This window comes from Amycolatopsis sp. La24, from assembly GCF_029087445.1.
Taxonomy (GTDB): Bacteria; Actinomycetota; Actinomycetes; order Mycobacteriales; family Pseudonocardiaceae; genus Amycolatopsis; species Amycolatopsis nivea.
This window is the reverse complement of record NZ_JARACH010000032.1, coordinates 82,440-98,898: the sequence shown is the minus strand read 5'-3', so window position 1 is coordinate 98,898 and position 16,459 is coordinate 82,440. Positions and strand designations below refer to the sequence as shown.

Annotated in this window: 17 protein-coding genes; all 17 read right to left on the bottom strand. The window is 70.5% G+C overall.

Going from position 1 to position 16,459, the window contains the following annotated elements:
• Positions 1-405 precede the first annotated feature (405 nt).
• On the bottom strand, positions 406-2,184 hold the full coding sequence (locus PUT80_RS27380; protein ID WP_275293960.1) for a glycoside hydrolase family 76 protein: 1,779 nt from the start codon (positions 2,182-2,184) through the stop codon (positions 406-408).
• 111 nt (positions 2,185-2,295) lie between these two features.
• A complete protein-coding gene (locus PUT80_RS27375) occupies positions 2,296-2,487 on the bottom strand; it encodes a hypothetical protein (protein WP_037814825.1) in 192 nt (63 codons plus the stop codon).
• Between the two features lie 475 nt (positions 2,488-2,962).
• Positions 2,963-3,544 carry a hypothetical protein gene (locus tag PUT80_RS27370; protein WP_199817749.1) on the bottom strand — a complete coding sequence of 194 codons (582 nt, stop codon included), beginning with the start codon at positions 3,542-3,544 and terminating at the stop codon, positions 2,963-2,965.
• Positions 3,544-3,843, bottom strand: a complete 300-nt coding sequence (locus PUT80_RS27365; protein WP_037814821.1) for a YbaB/EbfC family nucleoid-associated protein — start codon at positions 3,841-3,843, stop codon at positions 3,544-3,546. Before PUT80_RS27365 ends, PUT80_RS27370 begins: the two co-directional genes overlap by 1 nt.
• Positions 3,840-4,946, bottom strand: a complete 1,107-nt coding sequence (locus PUT80_RS27360) for a CHAP domain-containing protein (protein WP_275293959.1) — start codon at positions 4,944-4,946, stop codon at positions 3,840-3,842. The genes PUT80_RS27365 and PUT80_RS27360 overlap by 4 nt, the downstream gene beginning before the upstream one ends.
• 10 nt (positions 4,947-4,956) lie before the next feature.
• Positions 4,957-5,739, bottom strand: a complete 783-nt coding sequence (locus tag PUT80_RS27355; protein WP_037814819.1) for a transglycosylase SLT domain-containing protein — start codon at positions 5,737-5,739, stop codon at positions 4,957-4,959.
• Positions 5,740-5,775: 36 nt separating this feature from the next.
• Positions 5,776-6,597: an ESX secretion-associated protein EspG gene (locus PUT80_RS27350; protein ID WP_275293958.1), complete on the bottom strand. Its 822-nt coding sequence runs from the start codon at positions 6,595-6,597 to the stop codon at positions 5,776-5,778.
• A gap of 7 nt (positions 6,598-6,604) precedes the next feature.
• Positions 6,605-7,774: a PPE domain-containing protein gene (locus PUT80_RS27345; protein ID WP_037814815.1), complete on the bottom strand. Its 1,170-nt coding sequence runs from the start codon at positions 7,772-7,774 to the stop codon at positions 6,605-6,607.
• Positions 7,771-8,265, bottom strand: coding sequence for a hypothetical protein (locus PUT80_RS27340; protein WP_275293957.1), 495 nt, complete (start codon positions 8,263-8,265; stop codon positions 7,771-7,773). The genes PUT80_RS27345 and PUT80_RS27340 overlap by 4 nt, the downstream gene beginning before the upstream one ends.
• Positions 8,266-8,393: 128 nt before the next feature.
• Complete coding sequence (locus PUT80_RS27335; protein WP_275293956.1) at positions 8,394-8,969, bottom strand: TetR/AcrR family transcriptional regulator; 576 nt, start codon at positions 8,967-8,969, stop codon at positions 8,394-8,396.
• A gap of 330 nt (positions 8,970-9,299) precedes the next feature.
• Complete coding sequence (locus tag PUT80_RS27330) at positions 9,300-9,875, bottom strand: dihydrofolate reductase family protein (RefSeq protein ID WP_275293955.1); 576 nt, start codon at positions 9,873-9,875, stop codon at positions 9,300-9,302.
• A 99-nt stretch (positions 9,876-9,974) separates the two neighbouring features.
• Positions 9,975-11,093, bottom strand: a complete 1,119-nt coding sequence (locus tag PUT80_RS27325) for an FAD-dependent monooxygenase (RefSeq protein WP_275293954.1) — start codon at positions 11,091-11,093, stop codon at positions 9,975-9,977.
• Between the two features lie 14 nt (positions 11,094-11,107).
• Positions 11,108-12,007 carry an MBL fold metallo-hydrolase gene (locus tag PUT80_RS27320; RefSeq protein ID WP_275293953.1) on the bottom strand — a complete coding sequence of 300 codons (900 nt, stop codon included), beginning with the start codon at positions 12,005-12,007 and terminating at the stop codon, positions 11,108-11,110.
• Positions 12,004-13,386 carry an MFS transporter gene (locus PUT80_RS27315; protein WP_134734237.1) on the bottom strand — a complete coding sequence of 461 codons (1,383 nt, stop codon included), beginning with the start codon at positions 13,384-13,386 and terminating at the stop codon, positions 12,004-12,006. Before PUT80_RS27315 ends, PUT80_RS27320 begins: the two co-directional genes overlap by 4 nt.
• Positions 13,387-13,430: 44 nt before the next feature.
• Positions 13,431-14,018, bottom strand: coding sequence for a dienelactone hydrolase family protein (locus tag PUT80_RS27310; protein WP_037814805.1), 588 nt, complete (start codon positions 14,016-14,018; stop codon positions 13,431-13,433).
• Positions 14,019-14,030: 12 nt separating this feature from the next.
• Positions 14,031-15,656 (bottom strand): thiamine pyrophosphate-binding protein, encoded by a 1,626-nt coding sequence (locus tag PUT80_RS27305; protein WP_275293952.1) that lies wholly within the window; start codon positions 15,654-15,656, stop codon positions 14,031-14,033.
• 13 nt (positions 15,657-15,669) lie between these two features.
• On the bottom strand, positions 15,670-16,458 hold the full coding sequence (locus PUT80_RS27300; protein ID WP_275293951.1) for an SDR family oxidoreductase: 789 nt from the start codon (positions 16,456-16,458) through the stop codon (positions 15,670-15,672).
• Position 16,459: the final 1 nt, after the last annotated feature.

Genomic DNA, 16,459 nt, shown 5'->3' with positions numbered 1-16,459 from the left:
GCGATGAGCAGCCTCGACCTTGTACTCAGCCGTGTACGACCGGCGCTTGCGAGGAGGCATGAGGACATCCTTTCAGCAGGACGACTGATCCTGCTAACTCGGTGTCCACTACCCGGGGTGAACCTCATCCCACGAGCGTCCGGCAACCTGACCGCCACGCAACATCCCTACGAGCGTCCGGTGTCCTCACTACCACGCAACGTCCAGACTTCACGCAGCATCGCCACGATGCGTCCGGCGTCCTGACCGCCACGCCACTTCCAGACGTCACGCAACATCACCACGAGCGTCCGGCGTCCTCACTACCACGCAAGGTCCAGACGTCACGCAAAAGCCCGACGATCGCGCAGCACCAGCCGCCCCGACGGATTCCCGCCACCGCGCGGCATCTCGGCCAGCGCGGTCCTACTGCGCGGCAGCGGCGATCAACGCCTCCAGCCCCGAAGCCTGTGTCCGCCAGTCCACCGCGTTCGGGGTGCCGCCAGTCCACCGCTCGCCGATTCGGTTCAGGGAGTCCCGGTCTCGCAGCCAGATCGAATCTGCTTGCTGCTGCACGAAATCTCGGTACTTCTGTTCGCCGGTAGCCGTCGCGAGGTCGCCGAAGTAGCGCAGGAAGATGCCCTTGAATTGCTTCTGATTGTCATCGCACGAGCCGCTCTCACACGATCCTACCAGCACCCCATCCGAAGTCAGACCGGTTATCGCCGAATCAGCCAATCGGTGGGCGGCGTCCAAATAGGACTGGTCGCCGGTTGCTCGCCAGAGTTCGGTGAAGCCGCCGATGGCTAAGCCCTGGTTGTAGGTCCAGACGGTTTGGCCGTTGTTCGTGCAGCTTGCGGTCAGGCCGTCGTTGACCAGGCCGGCTGAGTTGATCAGGCCGCTCCGCAGGTACCAATCGCCGGCGGTGCGGGCGCGGGCCAGCCATTCGGTGTCGTCGGGCAGGCGGCGGTGCAGGGCGGCGGCTAGGCGGAGGTAGAGGCCGCTGGTGACGGCGTTCTTGTACGTCCGTTCGCGGTCCCACCACACTCCCCCGCCGCATGTGCTGGGGTCCCAGAAACCGTGCACGTAATCGGCGATTTTCGTGGCTTCGGCGAGATATCGGGAGTCGTGCGTACGGTCGTATGCCGCGAGCCAGGCCAGGGCCCACCAGGCGGAGTCGTCGATGGCGCGGCTGATGAAGTCGCCGTCGATCGGGTCGGAGCTGCGGGCTCCGGCGGGGAAGGCGGCGCGGTTCACGTCGAAAACCCTTGCCAGCACGGGATCCAGGTTGGGCACTCCGGAATCCGCCAGTGCGGTCACCGCTACCGCAGAATTCCACCAGCTCGACGGCCACCAGGCGCGGTAAATGTCGTGGGACCACAGCAAAGCGTCGACGGCGGCCGAGACCCGGGATTGCGCGGGGCGTGCCCAGGCGGTGCAGGCGCCTTCGTTGTGAGAAGCTTCCCGGCCGCATGCTCGAACGGCGCCGCCATTCAGCCGTCCGCGTGGATCTTGGGTGGCGAACGTTGCGGTCTGTGTCGCGGTCGCGGCGGCGGGGACACTCGTGCGGCCGAGTGACGAGCCGTCGGGCCAGGTCGTGCCTTCGTCCCACGAACGGTCCAGCCAGGTTTCGTCGCCGGGGCCGCCGGAATCGATGCTGGACCAGGCCATACCGCGGTCGTCGAAGTGGAGCCGGACGGTGCGGCCGAAGATCGTCGCGGGCGGGACCGGCTGGGTGTCGCCGGGGCCGGGAGCGGAACCGTCGCAGGCGGCGGCGCAGACGGTCGGGTAAAGCCAGGCTGTGCAGGCGACCGCTTGTGCGTCCCCGCAGGCCCGGAGCAGGCCGCGGCGGTGGCCGACGGGGTCGGTGAGGTTGTACATGAGCGTGCGGGTGCCGGTCCACGTGTCCGGGATGCTCGCTTTGCCGAGCAGGCCGTCCCAGGTGCGGCCGCCGTCCCAGGAGCGGTCGAGCCACACCGCGTCGCCGACGCGGCCGTTGTCGATGCTGGCCCAGGCCATCCCGTCCTGGTCGGAGACGTGCAGGCGCAGCACCCGGCCGTTGATGTTCTTGTCCGGCAAGGGAAAACTCTCCTGCGCGGCCCTCGACGGGTCAAGAGTGTCGCACGAGAGCGCGCAGACGGCGGCGGCCGTGCGCGGGACGGTCAACGAGGCGAACACGAGCAGCACTACGAGCACGGTCCGCATGGACTCGTCCCCTCGCCTGGGTGAATTTCCACCCAGAATAGAAACCCGCGCGGGTGACGGTGAAGACCCGCGCGAGGTTCTGTCCCGTTCCGGACAGGCGGGTTAACCCGATCAGCCGCCGCTGCCCTGGCGCCGTCCGACCGAACGGCCGATGAAGTACCCGAGAATGAGCCCGACGATCAGGCCGATGGCGATGAAGAAAATGACGGTGGCAGCGGCGATTTTGCCGACCGTGCCGAGGAATCCCTTGGCCTCGAGGTCGGTCGCGATCGCCACGGACTGGGTCAGCGCGTAGTGGGTCATGCCTCCCAGGATGGCATCGGCGGCGGGCGGGCGCTCGGGGACGCACCGAGCGCGCTCGAGGGACGGATGTGATGTTCGGTTCTTGACCGGCTTGGGTGCGAGCGCTTCGACGGGACACGAGCAGGCGGGTGTCGCGCGCGGTGTTCGGGCCTTGACCGGATTGGGGCGAGCCCGTCGTCAACCGAGGCCGGTTCAGGACCGCGGACGGATTCTCGGAGACACACCCGGGCAGGTGAATGCCGTGCGCGGTATCCGTTCTTGACCGGCTTAGGCACGATCTCGTCGTCAGCTGAGGCGCAAGGCTGCTGGTTCAGGACTGCGGGCACATGCCTGGGCATGCGAGTGCTCCTGACTCGCCTGCGAAGAAACCTCGGGCGGGCAGCCTGGCATCCTTCGCCGTCTCGGTTATCGACCAGCGCCGCGAGACCGCGGCCAAGTGAGGACCGTGGGCAGGTGCCCCGAGAGGTGCGCCCGGCTATTCCTTGACCGGCTTGAGTACGAACCCTCCGTCGTCCGATTCCTCGGCCGGGGCCCGGCGTCGCGCGGGCGGTGCCGGTGGCGGTGCCGGGTCAGGTGCGCGGGTGGCGGCTGGATCGGGCGTTGGTTCCGGAACCTCGTCCAGCGCCAGCTCGTCTTCGACTGCCGCCGCGACTGCGGGGACGCATCCTGCGCGGATGGCGCTCAGGCCCTGGTGCAACGCCTGTGTGCCTGCTTCGGTGCTGAGTCGCGAGATTTCCGCGGCCAGGGCGTCCGGGCCCAGTTCGAGGGCGGGTTCTCCGATGTCCAGGTGGACGAGCATGCCGTGCATGTTCACCGTGACGCTCAGTCCCTCTCGGCTGGCCGTCGCGCGCAGGGCGGCTAGGCCTTCGGACAGGCCCAGCTGGTCCGGGATTTCTTCGGCGATCTCGATGAGTTCGTCGATCCCTCGTTCGTCCCCGGCGGGGTCGGCGGGGTCGGCGGGGTCGACGAACTCCCCCGGAGACTCGCCGGGTCCGAATTGCGCAGCCGGATTCGCGTCCGCGCGCGAATCCTCGTTCTCCTGGTACGCCTCCGCCATCACACCCTCCACGTGTCCGGTGTGGTGTCTTCGGCGCGGTCCGCCAGGTCCTGCTCCGAACCGAGGCCGAGGCTGCGCAGGTCGGTGCCGCCGAGGTCGCCCAGTTCGGCTTCCAGCGCGCGGCGGGCGCGTTCGTTCGCCTCAGCGGCCGCCTCGCGGACTGCGTGCAGGATCGTGTCCGCCAGGCGCGGGCCGCCGGCTCGGAGGGCGTCTGCGGTCAACTCCAGGGTGCGCAAAGCGCCGCCGGGGGCGACTTCGACGGTCACCCCGGCGTGCCGTGCCGTGCCGGTGATGCTCACTTCGGGTGCACTCCGCCGTAGAACTTGTGCAGGTCGCGCGGCAGCGTGTACGTGAGGCGCTCGACCTGGTCGTTCGCGTTGCCCTCGATCGTGGTGATCTTGTTGCCCTCGACCTTTTCGATGATCCCGATGTGGTGACTCTGCCCCCACGACGGACCGTCGCCGAAGAGGATCGTGTCGCCCGGACGCGCGTTGTGCGCGAGCGCGCCGCGGTCGTAGGCGAGGTGGTGGCGCTGGCCCCACTTGTAGACGTCGCCGGTGAAGCCGTACTTCGGGATGTCCACCCCGGCCGAACGCCACATCGACGTCGCGAAGTACGCGCACCACGGCTGTCCGGTCGGGCCCCACTTGTTCCGGTTGTTCGGGCCCTCGTGGTAGCCGAGGTTGTGCCGCGCGTGGTCGAGGATCTTGTCGACCTTCTTGCTGTGGCTCGCGTGCGTCTTGCCGTGGTGCTGCTCGTGCTTTTTGTGCGCTTCGTGCTTTTTGTGCTGCTCGTGCTTGCGGTGGTCGCCCGGCTTGGCGCGGTGCGGTCCGCCCGGGTCGGCGACGCCGTCGTGGTTCAGGTCCTTCTGCAGCGCACGCAGTTTGCGCGCCGCCTCCTCCATCTCCGCGCGGGCGTTCTTCAGGTGCCCGCCGGATTCCTTGAGGTACTTGCCCGCCAGATCGGCCACGTCGCCGATCGCCATCAGCAGGGCGGCCGGGCTTCCGTTGCGCGCCAGGATGTATCCGGCGTCGATGATCTTGCGCGCCTTCGCGACGAACTCGTCGATCAGCTTGCCGGTGGCCTGGTGCCGCCCGGCGAGCGCGTCGGTGACCTCGCTGACCACTTTGGCCCCGTGCGTGCTCGCCTGCGCGGTGACCTTGAGATCGCGGCCGAACTTGCCGGTGTCGTGCTCGAAGGCCGGATTCGCCTTGCTGTGCCAGGTGTTCAGCAGCGCGTGCGCGGCTTTGCGCTGCGCTTCGTACTGTTCGGTGATCTCGCGCGCGGCCTGCTGCAGCGCGTGCTGCGCGGCCTGCGAGTCCGCGGCTTTGCCGCGAAGCTTGCCGTGGTGCGTTTTCATCTCGTCCGCGAACAGCGTCGCGACCCCTGCGGTGTCCAGCACGGATTCCCCCTCAGCCCAGGATGCCCTTGATGTCGTGTGCGCTGATCGCCGCGCTCGCGTCGGAATCCGCGCCCGCGTATGCCTGCCGGGCCCGGAAAACGGAGGCGCTCAGCGTGCGCGCGTGCGCTCCGGTGGCCCGCACCTGCGATTCCAGCGAACGGCTGAAATCCCCCAGCGCGTCGGAGAATCCGGTTTCCTCGCCGACCTTCCCGAAGCTGTCCTTGGCGATCCCGGTGACCCGGTGCACCGTCTTCCGGCCGACCGACACCAGTTCGTTCGCGACGTGCTCGGTGGTGCGCTCGTAGGCGAGGAACTGCTCGAGATCGGCCTTGAACCCGCCGTCCTTGCCGCCCTTGCCGTGGTGCGGTTTGTGCGGGTGGTGCTGGGTTTTGTGCGGATGGTGCGCGCCCTTGCCGTGGTGGTGCGTGACGTCCTCCGCGGCCTTGCGCGCGGCGGCGAGATGGCTCTTGTACGCGCCGTTGGTGTAGGTGGACCACGGCTGGAAGCTCTTGCCGTGCCCCGAAATCGCCCAGGCCGCCTTGGCGTTCTCGTCCGCGTTGAACAGTTCGTCGTTGGAGTGCAGATGGAACTCGTGGCGGCGGGCGGGCCCGAGCGAGCCGAGCATGTTGACCTGCCACAGCCCGTATGAATTGTCCGGCGGGGTCCCGTTGTGCGCACGGGTGTTCCCGCCCGATTCCGCCAGCGCCACCGCGACCGCGGTGGTGAGCGCGTGCCCGCGGAACCCGGCCCGGTACGCGTGCTGGGCGATCTCCTCGGCCGACAACTTGCTCATTTCCTGCCCCCTTCAGCAGGGCGCTTCGCCGCTGCCCTAAGTGAGACGGAAGCCTTCGTCCTCAGGTTCCCTAGTCCCCCGAACGGACGAAACCCCGCGTCCCAGTTCCTGCATCCGGTCGGCGAGCCAGGCATGGTCCGCGGGCGCGAGTGTGACCCACTTCGTGCCCGCGGACTCGTGCACGACCGCGCCGTACCGCCCGGCTTCCGTGTCGTACCAAGCGACCACCGGCGAACGACCTCCCGGGCCGTTCACCGCGAACTGTCCGTACGCGACGCGCGGCGTGGTGACGAGCGTCGAAATCGCCCGCAGGTCCCGGCCGGCCAGACCTGCCCGGCCGAGCACCCGCTCGAACGCTGCGTGCCCGCTGTCCGCAAACGCTTGCATCGCCTCGGAAAACACCGCGCGCGGCAATCGCACCACGTTGCCCGGACCGGGTTCGGCAAGGCCGACGACGCTCGCGGCGAGCTGCGGGACGTCGTCGGGCAGGCACGGCCGCAGCGCGAGTTCGCCCGCGTCGAGCACGGCCAGCACGCCCAGTTTGCGCCCGGCCGCGGCCAGCGCGCGCAGCGGCGGATCGCGGAACACCAGCAGGTCGACCGAAAACACCGGCTCGGCCAGCACCGCGAACACCTGGCCCAGCCGAGGGTGCGGTTCGTCGTCCTCGTCGAGCAGCCCGGCCGCCGCGAGGCTTTCCGCGACCTGGACGCCGAACTGGTCGCGTTCGTCCATCGTGGAACCGTGCGAGGGCACGTCGAACGGGTACGGCATGGGGCCGAGATCGAAATCCGACCACAGCAGGTCGAATTCCAGGTGCGAAAGCGCTACCCCGTCGACCTCCGGGAGATGTCTGGCCATTCCCGCCTCACTCGCCCAGCACGGGCGGGTACGCGTCCGGCAGGTCCTCGAGGAAGTCGAAGGAACTGCCCTTGGTGTAGCGGTTCTGATGGTCGTCGGAGCCGTCGCCGCGCTGGCCCGCCATCGGCGGGAAGAACCCGCCGGACATCGGACTGCCGCCGCGCGCGCCCGCCGCGGCGCCGGCCGCACCGGCTGCCCCGGCCGCCGCGCCGCCCGCTCCGACCGAGCCGCCCAGCAATCCGCCCGGCAACGCGCCCCCGCTTCCGGCGCCCGCGCCCGCGCCGAGCGCACCGCCCGGCCCGGCGCCCAGCGAACCCGGCATTCCGGCCGTTCCGCCCGGACCGCTCATCCCCGGCAGCAGCCCGGCGCCTCCCGCCGGAGCGGACGAAGCCGTGGTGACGGCCGCGTCCGAGTAACCGGACGAATCCCGGGAGCCGCGCGAATCGCTGCGCGACCGGCCGTCCGGATCGACGTTCGTGACCGCGGGCGCCTCGGTGAAATGCGGCAGCTTGTCGTGCACGCCCTTGCTGGACGTCTCGTAGCCTTCCATCACGCGGACCGCCTCGGCCTTGGCGTGCGACGCCGCGCGTTTGGCGGGCAGGTGGTCGTCGAGGAGCTGATCGACCATCACCGCGCCGCTGGGACCGCTGGCCGCGTTGAGGTCGTAGCCGTCGCGGAACTGGTTCTCCGCCGTGTAGAACACCGGTTCCGGCATCTTGTGCTTCGCCGTTTCGACCGCGCTCGTGTAGTGGTCGAGCTTGTCGCCGACCGTGCGCATCGTCTCGCTCGCGCCCGCGCCCCAGGACGTCAGCTTCGACGCCGACTGCGCCGCGTTCCCGGCCGCGCCGCCGCGCCAGGACAGCAGCAGCTTCTGCACCGTCTTGTGCACCGCGGAGGTCGCCGAGTCGACGTCGTACGCCAGCTTCCCCCATTGGTGCGCGGACGCGCCCATGGCGACCGGGTCCGCGGTCATGATCATGTCGTAGAGCGTGGTGTGCGCCCAGGCGTTCCAGTTGATCTTGCCGAAGGACGTGTCCTTCATGTTGGCCCGCTGGGCGAGCTTCGTGCGCCGCAGAACCCGGCGCTGCGCGGCGGTGGGCGGGTGGTCCTCGCTCCACAGCCGGTGCTTGCGGTGCTTCTCGTACGGCAGCCGTTCGTAGCCCGGTGTCCGGCTCATGCCGGCGTCCCTCCCCCGTCGTCCGCCCGGCGGCCCAGCGCGTCGAGCGAGTCCTTCGCGTCGCTTTCCTGCTGGACGTGCCCCGCGCTCGCCCGGCGGATGGCCTCGCGCAAGGACGACAGCTCGTCGAGGTACTGCTGCAGGATCGCCTGTGCGCCGCCGTCGGCGGACCCGCGCAGGCCGAACGCCTTCCGCAGGTGCGCGGCCACCGGGCTGGTGCCGTCCTTGAGCGGATGCACGAGCGACTTCGCCTGTTCGAGGCACGCGGTCAGCTCCTGCTGGCGCTTCTCCAGCTCCGCGTCGGCCGCGGCGATCTCGGCCGGGTCGAGCTCGATGATCCCGGTGTCGGCGACGATCTCGGCGTTGCCCGCCCCCGACGGGTCCCGCACGGAATCCGACGTCTCCGGCCGCCCGGACCGGTGCGTCTCCTTGGCCTGTTTCTTGTGCAGGGCACGGACGTCTGCCCAGTCGGAAACCCGGTGCGAACTCACCCCAGTCCACCTCCCAGCGGGCGTCCTCCTCGGACGCGCGCACCAGTATGTCAGCCAGCCGGACCGCAGGCATCCGGTCCGGGAAAGTCGGCGATGAGACGAGCCCGCCGCGGCCGCGGTTCCGCGGGTCACCCGGACGGCGGGTGCGCACCCCGGACGAGCAGTCCGGCGACCGAGCGCGCGGCCGCCGCAGCGTCGTCGCCGAGGTCCGCGGGCAGCGCCCGCTGCAGCCACAGCGTCGCGAACCCGTGCACGAGCGACCAGGCCGCCGCGCCCGCGACCACCGGGTCGACGCTGCCGTCCCGGAACCCGGCGACGGCCCAGTCCAGCGCCTGGCTGCTGCGCTCCTGCGCGGCCCGCAGGTCCGGGTCGTCGCCGCGGAGCAGGTCCGCGCGGAACATCACCTCGAAATGCGCCCGGTGCCCGACCGCGAACGAAACGTAGGCGACCCCGGCCTCGAGCAGGTCCGGCGCGGGCGGCATCTCCTCGAACGTGTCGGCGAGCAGGTCGAACCCCTGCGCGGCGACGGCGGTGAGCAGGCCGGTGCGGTCGCCGAAGTGGTGCGCCGGGGCCGCGTGCGAGACCCCGACCCGGCGGGCGAGGTCGCGCAGGTTGACCGCGGCCGGGCCGGATTCGCCGAGCACCTCGACGGCCGCGGTCAGCACCGCCTGCCGCAGATCGCCGTGGTGGTAGCGACGGGCCATGGCGTCGAGTATGCACCGGCTTGTCAGTGCCTAGATGAGGCTGGCGGGGTTGCTCGGCTGCCGTCGAGGTGCGTGAGGGCCGCCTGGCGGGGCCGGAAGCGCGGTGTGCGGTCCGTGAGGGTCCCCTTGAGGGAATCAGATTCCCTCAAGGGGACCCTCACAGGCCCACAGACCCGGCCAGACGGGTATCAATCGGGCATTTCGGCGGAGGTGGCGTCCTGTGTGGACAGTCCGCAGGCCGAGGCCGCCCGGCTTAAGCCCCTGGCGTGGGACCCAGATTCCGTCAGGGTGGCCCGCACGGCAGTTCTCGGAGCACGCCCGCGGATCCGCTCAGCGGACGAACTCGAAGATCTGCTTCTGGATCCCGTTCGAGTAACTCTCGCTCTCGATCAGCTTCAGCGGCTGCTTGTCCTTGTCGGTCTCGCTGAACAGCCGCTTCCCCGCGCCCAGCAGGACCGGGAAGACCAGCAGGTTCAGCCGGTCGACCAGGCCCGCGTCGGTGAGGGCGCGGACCAGGGTCGCGCTGCCGTTGACGATGATCGGGCCGCCCTCGGTTTCCTTCAGCGCGGCGACGTCGTCGAGGGAGCGGAGAATGGTCGTTTCGCCCCAATTCGTCACCAGGTCCTCGTCGCGCAGGGTCGTGGACACGACGTATTTCGGCATCACCTTGTAGTGCGGGAACTCCTCGGTCATGTCCGGCCACACCGGCGAGAACGCCTCGTAGCTGACGCGGCCGAGCAGCAGCGCGGTCGCTTCCTCCTGCTCGGCGCCCTTGAGCGCGTAGGCGGCGGGGTCGAATTCGATGTCCTTGAACGTCCAGCCGGCGTTCCGGTAGCCGGCCTCGCCGCCGGGGGCTTCGACGACGCCGTCGAGGGAAACGAACGCGGTGGCGATGATGGTGCGCATGGGATCAGCTCCTGGTTCGGGACGGTGCCTGCTCACCTACGCGTCGAACGGCACCGTCCCGGTCAGACACGCCACCCGCGACCCGAGCTATGACCTGAGTCACACCGAAGTATGCCAAGCGTCGTACCCGTAGATCGCGTCCGCCGCGGCCGAGCTGTTTCCGCTCGCCTTGAGCCAGCTGTTGCCCCGCGAGGCCAGTTGCACTTCGCGGGTCCGGTCCAGCCGTGCTGCCTGGTAGGCCTTCAGCGCGACCTCGGTGTTCGGGTACGCCGCCAGCGCTCGCGACAGCACCACGCTGTCCTCGATGGCCATTCCCGCGCCCTGGGCCATGAACGGCATCATCGGGTGGCACGCGTCGCCCAGCAACGTCACTGGGCCGGATGACCAGTTCGGCAGCGGATCGCGCACGTACAGCGCCGATTGCAGCACCGAATCGCACGCCGCCAGCAACGCGCGGGCCTCGGGGTGGAAGCCGCGGTACGCCTCGCGCAGTTCGTCGACATCCCCTGGGGTCGTCCAGGATTCGTGCCGCCACTGGCTTTGCCTCGTGGTGGCGAAGACGAACACGTCCTCGCCGCGGTTGAGCGGGAAAGTCACCAGCTGCGTGTCCGGATCCGGGCCCCACCATTTGGTGAAGCAGTCCAGGTTCGGCACGTCCACCGAACCCGCGGGCAGCACCGCGCGGTAGGCGACCACGCCGGTGAACTCCGGGTGTTCCGCGCCGAACAACGCGGTGCGGACAGCCGAGTGGATGCCGTCGGCGCCGATCACGACATCCGCGGAAACCGCCGAAGAACCGAAGTCCAGCGACACCGAGTCCGTTGTGGACAGTCCGGTCAGCTTGTGTCCCAAGTGGACTACGCCGTCGGGCAGCGCGCGTTCCAAGGCGGCCAGCAGGTCCGCGCGGTGCATCGTGAGCTGCGGCGAGCCGTAGCGGCGTTCGGCCTCGTCGCCCATCGGCAGTCGCGACGTTTCCTCGCCGGTGTCCCAGGTGCGGCTGATCCGGTACTTCGGCCGCGCGGCGGTTTCGCGCAGTTCGTCGCCGATGCCGAGGCCGTCGAGGGCGCGGACGGCGTTGGGGGTCAGGTTGATGTCCGCGCCGACGCGGCCGAACCCGGCCGCCTGTTCGTGCACGACCGGGGAGAATCCGGCCTTCCGCAGGGCGACGGCGGCGGCGAGGCCGCCGATCCCGCCGCCGACGATCGCGATTTCCGGCACAGCGAAAGCTCCTTTTAGACAGTGAGGTCGAGCAGGTCGTGGCCCACGACGACCGGGCCGGAGTAGTGCGGGCGGACCCGGCCCAGCCAGCCCTCGTCGTCGAGGCGGGCGGGATCGGACGGGCCGAGGTGCGACAGCGCGACCCGCCGGGCCCCGGCCGCCGCGGCGACCCGGCCGACGTCCGCGGGCGAGGTGTGCGAGGCGGCGAGGAAGTCCAGCAGCTTCGGCGGATAGCCGATGCTGCGGTAGAAATCGGGCTCCATCGCTTCGTGCACCAGCAAGTCGGCACCCGCGGCCAGCTCGCCGACAGCGTCGCTTCGGGCGGTGTCGCCGGAGAAGGCGACGACGCCGTGTTCCGTCTCGAACCGGTAGCCCAGCGCCAGGTGCAGCGGCGGATGCGGGACGGCCCGAGCCGTCACGCGCACCCGGTCGTCTTCGTGCACCACGATTTCCGCGCCCGCCGCCGCCGAGAGATCAGTGGCGTGAATGAGCCCGGCCAGCCGCGGCCGGTCGCTGGTCCGCTGGCGCACCGCGACGTCCTGTCCGAACGCGGCGAGATTGCCCGCCACCAGGCCCTCCGTGCCCGCGGCGGGCGGGCCGGGGTCGGTCGGGTCCGGGCCGGGGCCGTAGACCCGCACCGGATCGACGACGCCCTGGTTCGCCGGGCCCCAGCCGAGCAGGAAGAGTGTGAACAGCTCGGCGACGTGGTCGGAATGCAGGTGCGTCACGAACACCCCGCCCAGATCGCGCAGGGACAGCCCGGCGGAGACGTACTTGCCAAGCGTCCCGTAGCCCGCGTCGACCAGGTAGACACGCCCGCCGACCACCACCGCGTTCGCGCAGCCCTGCCTGCCCGGCGCCGGGTACGGCCCGGCCGCCGTGCCGAGCAGGACCACGCGCAGCGCGTCCGTCACGGCGAAACCTCTTCCAGCGTGCGGCCCTTGGTCTCCTCGGCGAAGAACCCGGCGACCAGCGCGCCGACGAAACAGATCCCGCCGAGCACCAGGAACACCGACGCGAGACCGCTGCCGCCCGCGTACAGCGCGCCGACCAGGATCGGGCCGAGGATCAGGCCGAACCGGTTCATCACGCCGCCGAGGCTGACGCCCAGCGCGCGGCTGCGGGTCGGGTACAGCTCCGGCGTGTACAGGTACAGGCAGACGTTCACCGCGAAGTTGAACATCGCCGCGAGCGACGACCACACCAGCAGCTGCAACGGAGTCCCGGCGCCGAGTGCGCCCAGGACGACCAGCATCGCCGTCGTCCCGCCCAGGCCCGCGGCCAGCACGACCCGGCGGCCGAGCTTGTCCACGACCAGCGCGGCGATCAGGCAGCCGACGAGACCGGCGACCGACGTGGCGGTGCTGTACCAGAGCGCCTGGCCGATGGAGAGGTGGAACGAACCCTTGTACAGCGTCGGCAGCCACGAGGTGATGCCGTAGTTGGCGAGGTAGCCGACGAACCAGATCGTCCACACCATCAGCGTGCGCCGCCGGTAGCGACCGGCGAACAGGTCGCGGAACGAACTGCGCTTCGAAGGAACCGCTGCCGGCGCCGCGACGGCTTCGGCGGGCGGAGGAAGCGGACGGCCGAGGGACTCCTCGACCCGGCGCTCGATCAGCGCCATCGTCGCCTCGGCCTTCTCGATGTGCCCGTGCGAGGCGAGCCAGCGCGGCGATTCCGGGATCCGCAGCTGCAGCAGCACCGCGGCGAGACCCGGAACGGCGGCCAGCGCGAACAGCGGACGCCAGCCCCAGTGCGGGATGACCCAGGCCGCGACCAGCGCGCCGACCGCGAGCCCGGCCGGGAAGACGATCTCGTACATCAGCACGAAGCGGCCGCGGCGGCGGGCCCGGCTGATCTCCGCGATGTACGCGGCCGCGGTCGGCACTTCACCGCCGATCGCGAGACCTTGGACGAACCGGAGAATCAGGAACGGCAGCAACGCGGTGCACAGCGTCATCGCCAAGCTGCACAACGCCGTGACGGCGACGCACAGGGTGATCACCTTGACGCGGCCGATCCGGTCGGCGGCCCAGCCGGACGCGAGCGCGCCGAGCAGCATGCCGATCGAGCCGATGGTCAGCGTCGCGGTGCTGGACGCGGTCGTCATGTGCCATTCGCGGCCGATGACCGGCAGCGTGTAGGCGATCAGCAGCTGGTCGAACGCCTCGAAGAACGTGACGATGCCGATGATCAGGCGAATCGACACCTGCCAGCGCGACATCGGGAGCCGTTCCAGCCGGGCGGCGATGTCCCGCTGGGTCACCTCGGGGGTGGCGGCGATACTCATGGGCCCTCCTCGGAGCCGGAGCGTGCAATCGATCGTAGGGGGTTTCAGCGGGCCGGAGGAGAGTCCGGCAGCTCGGCGTCCAGGAACCGGACCAGGTCGTCCGCGGCGGACGGTCCGGCGGGCAGCACGAGCCGATCGGGCGCATGCGGGTCTAATCCGGGCGTACCGGGCCACGGTGGCGGCGCGGGTCCGAGTGCGGCGGCGAGGTCCACGCCCGCCAGTTCGGCGAGGTGGGCGGCGGAGCCGAAACCGGCGGCGGCCACGCGGTGGCGCGGCATTCCCAGCCGGGTCCCGAGGTAATCGAGAGCGCCGGCCAGATCGGCTTCGAGGTCGGAAAGCGCGAGCGCGGCGAAGGCGGCGTCCGCTTTGTCCGGACCGAAAGTGTGGCCGCCGGTCTCGTAGTAGAACAGCGGCGCGACAGTGACGTATCCGCAGCTCGCGAGCGTGCGGCAGCAGTTCTCGACGGGTTCGTCGAGGCCGGCGGCGCCGTGCAGCACCAGCACCGCGCCGCGCACGCGGCCGGGCGGATGCCGCACCAGCAGCGGCGCGGACGTCCGCACCACCCGGCGGCGGCGGTTCGCGGGTCCGTGCCCGTGATGGTGGACTTCGGCAGCTTCGATGGTGCCTCCCACGTCTGGTCTCCCTCAGCTCTCCGGAACCGGCACCGGCGGCACGAACGGCCGCGGTGTGGCGGGCAAAGCGGTCACGTCGACCTCGATCACCGACGGACCGTGCTGGGCCACCGCTTTCGCCAGCGCGTCGGCGAACTGGCCCGGCTTCGACACCAGCGTGTGCGGCAGGTCCAGCGACTGCGCCAGGCGCGCGAAATCGGGGGTGAACAGGTCGACTCCGGCACGCTGTCCGCGGTGGTGGTCCTGCATGTTGCGCAGCACGCCGTATCCGCCGTCGTTGAACACGACGAGCGCGAGCCACGGCCGTTCCTGCGCCAGCGTGCACAGTTCGCCGAGGTGCACCGCGAGACCGCCGTCGCCGACCATCACCACGGTCGGCGCGTCCGGCGTCGCGAGCGCGGCCCCGATGCCGGTGGCGAGGCCCTGACCGATGCCGCCGCCGACCGGGAACACGTTGGTGCGCGGGTCGTGGATGTCCAGCAGCCGGTTGCCCCACTGGCTGGACGGGATGGTGACGTCGCGGGCGATCACGGACTCGGCGGGGAGGCCGTCGCGCAGGGCAGCGCAGATCTCCGCGTACGGGCCGATCGCCTCGTTCAGCTTGTCCCGCACCGCTTTCCGGGTCTCGACGACGCGGTCGCGCCAGCCCGGTTCGGTGTTGGCTTCCACAGTGGACAGACCGGCGAGCACCGTCGCGGCATCGCCTTGCACTCCGACAGTGGCCGGGTAGACGCGGCCCAGCGCGTCGGCGTCGACGTCGATCTGCAGGTGCCGTTCGGGCAATGCGAGGTAGTAGTGCTTGGTTTCGTTCGAGCGGAAGTGCGTACCGATCGAGACCAGCAGGTCGGCGTCGGCGAGGAGTTGCGCCGCCGACTCGTGCGCGGCGAAGTTCCCGACGACCAGTTCGTGGTTCTCCGGCACCGTGCCGCGGCCGGAGTTGCTGGTGAACACGGCCGCGCCGAGCCGTTCCGCGAGCGCGCGCACCTCGTCGCGCGCGCCGGTCGCTCCCCCGCCGAGCCAGAACACCGGACGGCGGGCGGCAGCGAGCAGTTCGGCGGCTTCCGCGAGCGCAGCGGCGTCGGGCGGCGGGATCGGGGTCGGTTCGAGCGAGCCAGTACGGAACTCGTGCCGCGAATACTGCAGGTCGATCGGCCATTCGACGCTCGCCGGACCGCTCGGCACCGACAGCGCGTGCCGGATCGCCGCGCGCAGCGTCTTCTCGGCGGTCTCGACCGACGTGACCGTGGCCGCGTGCTTGGAAATCGCGGTCAGCATGCCGATCTGGTCGCGCGTCTCGTGGATGACGCCGCGTCCGCTGCCCAGGAATTCGGAGTCGATCTGACCGGTCACGTGCAGCACACGGCTGCCCGCCGTGAGGGCTTCGACCAGCGCGCCTGCCGCGTTGCCCGCGCCGGTGCCGGTGCTGGTGATCGCGACGCCGAGGCCGCCGCTGGACCGGGAGTATCCGTCGGCGGCGTTCACCGCGGCGGCTTCGTGCCGCACGGGCACGAACCGCAGCTGCTGCGCGACCGCTTCCACCAGCGGCAGGTTGTGCACACTCACCACGCCGAAGGCGGTGTCCACTCCGGCTTCGGACAGCAGGCGAACGAGAAGCTCGCCTCCGTGACCGTGATTCATGGGTCCGTCCCTTCTAGACGTAACGGGCAATGCCGCCGCCGACGTCGATCGTCGCGCCGGTCACGTAGGAGGCACGCGGCGAAAGCAGCGTGACGATGGGGAAAGCGACCTCTTCCGCGGTGCCGAGGCGGCCGAGCGGAATGCCGCGGTCGGCCGCCAGCTCCGCCGACCAGTCCACAAAGGACAGCTCGCTGCCGGAGGCCTCGTACCGGCGGCGCCACTGTCCGGTGTCGACCAGGCCGAGGCAGACCGAGTTGACTCGCACGCCGTCTTCGGCCAATTCGGTCGCCAACGTCGTGGAGAGATTGAGCAGCGCTGCCCTCGCCGCTGAAGTGGCTGCCAACCGAGGTTCGGGCTGGCGCGCGAGGATCGCGTTCACGTTCACCACAGCCGGATTCGCCGCCGCCCGCAGCCACGGCAACGCGGCCCGGACGACGTGCAGGACCGAGAAGATCTTGAGGTGCAGCTCGTCCCGCCACTGGTCGTCGGTGGTCTCGGCGAGCCGCGCCATCAGCGACCGGCCCGCGTTGTTCACGACCCCGGCCAGGCCGCCCAGCTCGCGGGCGGCATCGGCGACGAAGGTTTCCACCTGCGCCTGGTCGAGCACGTCGCAGGACGCGGTGTACAGCCGGGTACCCTCGGCGCGGGGCAGATCGGCGAGGGCCTTCTCCAGCCGGACGCCGTCGCGGGCGCAGGCGGCGACGTGCGCGCCCTCGGCCAGCAGCGCGGCCGCGGTCGCGAGCCCGACGCCGGAGCTGGCCCCGGTCACGAGCACCGCCGCGCCCTTCAATCCCAAATCCACG

What these genes read in the sequence shown, in the direction of transcription:
- PUT80_RS27380 (WP_275293960.1), bottom strand. Translation starts at nt 2,184, where the DNA reads ATGCGGACCGTGCTCGTAGTGCTGCTCGTGTTCGCCTCGTTGACCGTC.
- PUT80_RS27375 (WP_037814825.1), bottom strand. Translation starts at nt 2,487, where the DNA reads ATGACCCACTACGCGCTGACCCAGTCCGTGGCGATCGCGACCGACCTC.
- PUT80_RS27370 (WP_199817749.1), bottom strand. Translation starts at nt 3,544, where the DNA reads ATGGCGGAGGCGTACCAGGAGAACGAGGATTCGCGCGCGGACGCGAAT.
- PUT80_RS27355 (WP_037814819.1), bottom strand. Translation starts at nt 5,739, where the DNA reads ATGAGCAAGTTGTCGGCCGAGGAGATCGCCCAGCACGCGTACCGGGCC.
- PUT80_RS27350 (WP_275293958.1), bottom strand. Translation starts at nt 6,597, where the DNA reads ATGGCCAGACATCTCCCGGAGGTCGACGGGGTAGCGCTTTCGCACCTG.
- PUT80_RS27345 (WP_037814815.1), bottom strand. Translation starts at nt 7,774, where the DNA reads ATGAGCCGGACACCGGGCTACGAACGGCTGCCGTACGAGAAGCACCGC.
- PUT80_RS27335 (WP_275293956.1), bottom strand. Translation starts at nt 8,969, where the DNA reads ATGGCCCGTCGCTACCACCACGGCGATCTGCGGCAGGCGGTGCTGACC.
- PUT80_RS27330 (WP_275293955.1), bottom strand. Translation starts at nt 9,875, where the DNA reads ATGCGCACCATCATCGCCACCGCGTTCGTTTCCCTCGACGGCGTCGTC.
- PUT80_RS27315 (WP_134734237.1), bottom strand. Translation starts at nt 13,386, where the DNA reads ATGAGTATCGCCGCCACCCCCGAGGTGACCCAGCGGGACATCGCCGCC.
- PUT80_RS27305 (WP_275293952.1), bottom strand. Translation starts at nt 15,656, where the DNA reads ATGAATCACGGTCACGGAGGCGAGCTTCTCGTTCGCCTGCTGTCCGAA.